The organism is Burkholderia sp. 22PA0099, assembly GCF_047497165.1.
Lineage (GTDB): Bacteria > Pseudomonadota > Gammaproteobacteria > Burkholderiales > Burkholderiaceae > Burkholderia.
This window is the reverse complement of record NZ_CP163165.1, coordinates 2,319,830-2,324,609: the sequence shown is the minus strand read 5'-3', so window position 1 is coordinate 2,324,609 and position 4,780 is coordinate 2,319,830. Positions and strand designations below refer to the sequence as shown.

Here is a 4,780-nt window from a genome sequence, read left to right as displayed (position 1 = left end):
CGGGCCGCGTCGGCTTGCTCGACTCGCTCCAACCGGCATTCCACAGCGCGGCCCGAGGCCACGCACTTGATAAATAGGTAATCGGCATGAACGATCACGAAGATCACGAAGATCACGAAGACCCGCATCAGAACGCCGTCGCCATCGTCGGGTTGAGCGGCCGGTTTCCGAAGTCCGACAGCGTGGACGCGTTCTGGGCCAACCTGCGCGCGGGCGTGGAATGCATCGAGTCGTATTCCGAGGACACGCTGCTGAAGGCCGGCGTCGATGCCGCCACGCTCGCCAACCCGAACTACGTGCGGGCCGGCGCGGTGGTGAAGGACATCGACCGCTTCGACGCGAAGTTCTTCGAGATGACGGCCTCCGACGCGGCGCTGACCGATCCGCAACACCGCCTGTTCCTGGAAGTGGCGTGGGAGGCGCTGGAAATGTCGGGCTACGCGCGCCGCGATTTTCCGGGGCTGGTGGGCGTATATGCGGGCGTTTCGTACAGCCGCTACCTGTTCGAGAACCTCATGCAGAACCCGGGCCTGATGGCCACGCTGAACCCGATGCAACTGATGATCGGCACCAGCAAGGACGCGCTGTGCTCGATGCTGTCGTACAAGCTGAACCTGCGCGGGCCGGCCGTCACGATCCAGACCACCTGTTCCACCTCGCTGGTGGCCGTGCATACCGCCTGCCAGGCGATCCTGAACGGCGAGTGCGACCTCGCGCTGGCCGGCGGCGTGTCGCTGCGCAACTTCCGCGAGGAAGGCTACTTCTACGCCGAAGGCGACATCAGCTCGCCCGACGGCCATTGCCGCACGTTCGACGCGGACGCGGCGGGCACCATCGGCGGCAACGGCGTGGGCATCGTGGTGCTGAAAAAGCTCGAGCACGCGCTGGCCGACGGCGACACGATCCACGCCGTGATCCTCGGCTCGGCCGTCAACAACGACGGCTCGCAGAAGGTCGGCTTCACCGCGCCGAGCGTGACGGGCCAGATGAGCGTGATTTCCGAGGCGCTGGCGGTGGCCGGGGTGGGGCCGGAGGATGTGTCGTATATCGAGGCGCACGGCACCGGCACGATCCTCGGCGACCCGATCGAGCTGCGCGCGCTCAACCATGTATTCGCCACCGACGGCTTCGCGCCGCGCGCGTGCGCGATCGGCGCGGTCAAGACCAATATCGGCCACCTCGACGCCGCGGCCGGCGTGGCCGGCCTGATCAAGGTCACGCAGGCGCTGCGGCACCGGGAGATCGCGCCGACGCTGCACTTCAAGCGCCCGAATCCGAACTTCGACCTGGCGAACAGCCCGTTCTACATCAATGCCGAGCTGCAGGCCTGGCAGCCGAAGGCGGCCGGCCGCATCGCGGGCGTCAGTTCGTTCGGGATCGGCGGCACCAACGCGCATCTGATCGTGGCCGAAGCGCCGCCACCGGCGCCGGCCGCGCCGTCGCGCCGGACCCCGACGCTGCTGGTCTCGGCCAAGACGCCGGCCGCGGTGCGCGCCGGGATGGCGCGGCTGCGCCAGCGCCTGGCCGACGAGCCGGGTATCTCGCTGGCTGACGCCGCGTTCACGACGCAAGTGGGCCGCGAGCATTTCGCGTATCGCGCGTCGATCGCCTGCGACAGCGTGGACGACGCGCTTCGCCAGCTCGACAGCAGCGGCGAGATCGCCGTCAGCCACGCCGCCGAGCGCGGCGCGTCGGCGCTGCCGGTGGTGTTCATGTTCCCGGGGCAGGGCATCCAATACGCGGGCATGGCGCGCGAGCTTCACGACGCCGAGCCGGCCTTCGCGCGCGAACTCGATGCGTGCCTGGCGCTGTTTCGCGAGATCCACGCGCTCGACCTGCGCGCCGTGCTGTTCCCGTCGCCGGCCGAGGCCGAGCGGGCGAGCGCCGCCATCGACGCCACGGACCTGGCGCAGCCGGCGATCTTCTCGGTGGAATACGCGCTGGCGCGCTACCTGATCGGCCTCGGCATCGCGCCGACGGCGATGCTGGGGCACAGCATCGGCGAATACGTGGCCGCGTGTCTGGCCGGCGTGTTCTCGCTGGAAGACGCGGTGCGGCTGGTGGGCGAGCGCGGCAAGCTGATGGCGCGCTCGCCGGCCGGCGCGATGCTGGCCGTGCATGACGGCGAAACCGCGATCCGCGCGCTGCTGGGCGCGGATCTGTGGATCGCCGCCGTCAATTCGCCCGCCTCGTGCGCGGTGTCCGGCACGCCCGAGGCGATCGAGCGGCTGGAGGCGACGCTGCGCGAACGGTCGATCGACTGCTCGCGGCTGCGCGTGACGCGCGCCTTCCACTCCGGGCTGCTGGAAAGCGTGGCGGCCGAGTTCCGCACCTGTGTCGAACGCGTGCCGCTGCACGCGCCGGCGATCCGCTTCGCCTCCAACGTCACGGGCGAATGGATCACCCACGAGGCCGCGACCGACCCGGGCTACTGGGTCTCGCACCTGCTCGGCGCGGTGCGCTTCGCCGATTGCGCGCAAACGGTCGCGAACGACGGCGACGGCGCGTGGATCGAGGTCGGCCCCGGCAAGACGCTCGCGAACCTCGTCAAGTACGGCCTCGCGCCGAACGCGGCGCGCTGCGTGGTGCCGACGCTGCCCGATATCCGGCGCACGCAGCCGGCGGCGCAGATGGTGGCCGGTGCGCTCGGCGCGCTGTGGGCGCATGGCGTGCCGGTCGACTGGGCGGCGCTGCACGCGGGCGAGGCGCGGCGCCGGATTCCGTTGCCGACCTACGCGTTCGAGCGCGAGCGGCATTGGATCGAGGCCTCGGGCGCGGCGTTCGAGCCGCAGCTTGCGGCATCAGTCGCGCCGGTGCTGGGCAAGCAGGCCGACGTGTCGAAGTGGCTGTACCTGCCGTCGTGGCGGCGGCGCGCCGAACTGCCGCGCAAGGCGCGCACCGCGCCGCTCGCCGGGCCGGTGCTGGTGTTCGGCAACGCGGGCGCGCAAACGGACGCCGTGGTGCAGGCGCTGCGCGCGCGCGAGGCGAACGTCGTGCTGGTGCGCGAGGCGGACGCGCTGTCGCTCGACGCGGGCAATGCGCTGGCCGTGAACCCGTCGAACCCCGAGCATTACGCGGCGCTGTTCGCGCATCTGGTGCAGACCGGCCGGCTGCCGGTGGCGCTGCTGCATCTGTGGTCGCTGTCGGAACCGGACGACGCGCTCGGTCATTCGCGCTATCACGACCTGCTCGGCCTCGCCAACGTGCTCGGCAACATCCAGAGCCCGGAGCCGATCTCGCTGACCGTGGCCGGCCACGGCGTGCATGCCGTGCTCGGCGACGAACCGCTGCGCCCGCACGCGGCGCTGATCGCGGCGGCCTGCAAGGTAATCCCGCTCGAATTCCGCAACCTGCTCGTCAATTACGTGGACGTCGTCGCGAGCGAGCTGGGCGCGCCCGCGTCGAGCATCGCCGGCCTGCTGGGCGACGAAGTCCTGCGCAATCGCGGCACCGGGCAGGTGGCGCTGCGCGGGCGCGGCGCGTGGGTCGAGGAGATCGTGCCCACCGACCTCGCGGCGGACGAGCCGGTGTTCGCGCTGCGCGACGAAGGCGTGTATCTCGTCACGGGCGGCCTGGGCGGCATCGGCATGGTGTTCGCGCAGCATGTCGCCGACCGCGTCAGGGCGCCCGCGCTCGTGCTGGCGGGCCGCACCGCGCTGCCGCACGCGAGCGAATGGGATGCGTGGCTGGCCGAACACGGCGCGGAGGACGCCGTCAGCATCAAGATCGCCAGCATCCGCGCGCTCGAACGCAAGGGCGCGCGCGTGCACTACGTGGCAGCCGATCTGGCGTCCGACGCCGACGTCGCGCGGCTGGCCGAACGCGTCGCGGCCGTCGGCAAACCGAGCGGCATCTTCCACGCGGCCGGCGTGGGCGACATCGCGCTGCTGCATTTCCGCACCCGCGAGGCGGCCGAGCGGCTGCTCGCCGCCAAGGTCGCCGGCACCGCGCGGCTGAAACGCCACTTCGCGCTCGACCAGCTCGATTTCACGATCCTGTGCGGCTCGGTCAACGGCCTGTGCCCGACGATCGGCCAGACCGACTACTGCGCGGCCAGCGCGTTCCTCGACCTGTTCGCGCAGGCGGAGCGGGCCGCGTCGGGCGCGAACGTGCTGTCGGTCGATTGGGGCACCTGGCACGAGACCGGCATGGCGGCGCAGGCCGCGTCCACGGCGAACGCGGTGGATGCGGGTGATACGGCCGGCGACATCGGCATCCTGAACGCCGAGGGCGTGCAGGTGTTCGAGCTGCTGACGCGATGCGCCGCGCCGCGGATCGTCGTGTCGCCGTACGCGTTTTCGCAATTCGCCGCGCGCGTGGCGGCCGCCAATGCAGGCTTGGCATCGGAAGCGGGCACGCGCGCCGAGGAGACCGGCGCGGCCGGCGTGCTCAACGACCCCGAAGCGCCCACCGAAGCGCGGCTGCTCGCGCTGTGGCGCCAGTTGTTCGGCACCGAGGCGCTGGGCGTGGACGACAACTTCTTCGAGAACGGCGGCCACTCGCTGCTGGCGCTGCAAATGCTGGCGCGAATTCGCGACGTGTTCCAGGTCAACTTCGGGCTGCACAACGTGTTCGAGGCGCCCACCGTGGCCTTGCTGACGCGCAAGGTGGACGAGGCCGTGGCGCAGAAGAAGGCCGCGTCGGAGAAGACCTTCATCGAAGCCGCCAAGGCGAACCTCGACGGCATGTCGCGGGAAGCGTTGATGAAGCTGCTGGAAGAAAAGCGCCGCGCGAAGGCGAGCGCCAACTAGGGAGCGGGCGATGGAAGAGCTGTCTCTGG

Annotated in this window: 1 protein-coding gene; it reads left to right on the top strand. The window is 70.8% G+C overall.

Annotated elements, in window-relative coordinates:
• Positions 1-86 precede the first annotated feature (86 nt).
• Complete coding sequence (locus AB4851_RS25840; RefSeq protein ID WP_414449354.1) at positions 87-4,751, top strand: beta-ketoacyl synthase N-terminal-like domain-containing protein; 4,665 nt, start codon at positions 87-89, stop codon at positions 4,749-4,751.
• Positions 4,752-4,780: the final 29 nt, after the last annotated feature.

Coding starts and splice junctions, on each gene's coding strand:
- AB4851_RS25840 (WP_414449354.1), top strand. CDS start 87: ATGAACGATCACGAAGATCACGAAGATCACGAAGACCCGCATCAGAAC.